General features: G+C 59.6%; 1 protein-coding gene and 1 pseudogene. Both read right to left on the bottom strand.

Translation table 11 applies throughout. From position 1 onward, the window contains the following. Positions 1-205, bottom strand: a pseudogene (locus tag A3730_RS32590) (Arm DNA-binding domain-containing protein); the annotation flags it as partial. A 262-nt stretch (positions 206-467) separates the two neighbouring features. Beyond that, positions 468-1799 (bottom strand): IS4 family transposase, encoded by a 1332-nt coding sequence (locus A3730_RS08800; RefSeq protein ID WP_082872308.1) that lies wholly within the window; start codon positions 1797-1799, stop codon positions 468-470. Positions 1800-1903: the final 104 nt, after the last annotated feature.

Below are 1903 nucleotides of genomic sequence, written 5' to 3'. Positions count from 1 at the left end.
GCCCGGTGGTGCCAGTGCGTGAGTAAACTCCAAGCGGGTGAAACTGGCGTTTACCTGTCTGGTCACTGTAACGGAAGTAGAAGAGATGCTTCCCGTTTGGCTGAAGTCTGACCATGAATCGACCATGCCCACGTGGGCCGTCTTCGGTTAGCCAGGCATCTTTGGGCTCTTTTGGAGTGAGGTGTCTATCTGTGATGATGCCCATGTATGCTCCGAAATCTCGTCACCGTTCCGTCACCGTTCCGTCACCGTTTCTCAATCGCTTTCGGTGGATTCTAGTGGACGTTGTTGGACAATGCAAAGATGTATTTTTAACTAACTTACTGATATTTAATGGTTTGTAGATTCTGTTGGACGGCGACGGACAAGCTGTAACCTTTATGGGGTGCAAGGGGTAGGAGGTTCGAATCCTCCCGTCCCGACCAAATTAGGTCGTATAAAAAGCTCGGCNTCTGCCGTAATGCCGTTCACTTAAGAGGAGCGGCATTACGATCGACGGGATAGCGGGTCTTGGAGATTTTGACCGTTCTCGGCCTGGAAGGTCGGGAACGGTCCTCCAACAACAGGTTACCGATCCCCGCTCTGAGTTCCGCCAAGCGTGCGCCCGTGCGCGATAGCGGCTGAGCCGCCGCCATCACGATCAACTGCGCGGCGATGTACTGATAGGCGAACTTGAAGCGGATACGCGACGGGTCCTGGCCATGAGCCACTGCCGCCTGACTGGCTTCCCGACGGATCACGTTATACGCCAGCAGCAAGCCCCACACCTCCTGATACACCAACTCCACCGTCCTGCTGCGCAGTGTCACCGCATTGTGTTGCAGCGAGCTCTTGATGTCCCGGAAGCCGACTTCGATTTCCCAACGTTCCCGGTACAGCCGGGCCACCGCCTCGGTGTCGTAGCGCTGCGCCGGCAGCGACGTCATCACCGTGCGCCGCTTGCCCTTGTGCTCATAGCTCACCGCCCGAACCGTCCAGGTCTCGGGCAGTTCAGGATCGCGTTTACGGGCCTGGGGAGAAACCTTCATGCTCAACAAGTGATCGTCGTCGTTGTACGTATGCAGAGTCTCGGCCACCAAGCCCTTGCGGGCGGGGATCAGCCAGTGGCGTTGCTCGCCGCCGCTAGCCAGCCGCAACAACCGGGCGGCGCTCCAGAAGCCTTTGTCGAACAGGGTGATCGAGTGATCCGGGATACGGTCCAGGAAGTCGTCGGCCAGCCGCATCTCGCTGCGCCGGTAGGGGCTAAGCTGGGCATCCAGCAACACGTGCGAGCGCACGTTCATCAACGCCACCAGCCGCATCATCGGGTACGGGGTTTGGCGGTGCGTGCCGGTATTGCCGGAACCGAAGTGCTCACGCAACGCCGGGGTGTCCTGGGTGCGCAGCTGCGCCCCGTCCACCGCCAGGACCTGCAGCCCGTTCCAGTCATCGCCGGGGTAACGTTCCCGGCCCCATTGTTCGCCGGTGCGGCGGAACAGCCATTCCACCGGGTCGGCCCCCAGGCGTCGGCGTGCCTGGGATACACCGCTGCGGGCCAGCAGACTGTCGGTGGCCAGTCCCTGGGCGCAGATATTGAGCCGGCGCGCTACTTCGCAGACCGGTTCGTTGCGGAACAAGGCCATGCCCAGCACCAGCCACAGCACCTGATCGCTGGGGAGGCGCCGCCGACGAATCGTTGCTTTGGAGGACAATTGGAGCGCCGACTCAACCCATTCAACGGGGATGTTCTGGGTGAAGGTGCTCAGGTCAGAGAAGGACTGAAGGGCATCAATATCGAAAAGAGACTGCTGTAAAGACACAAAAAATCCGGCTTCCCGCGAGTGGAAACCGGATTTTCGGAAAGCCCCGCTCTGCCTGCAATGCTTAAGTGAACGGCATTACGGCAACTGCCGGGCTTTTTTTA

The organism is Alcanivorax sp. HI0044, assembly GCF_001634945.1.
Note: the sequence above shows the minus strand (reverse complement) of the source record. Positions and strands in the feature narration are given on the sequence as shown.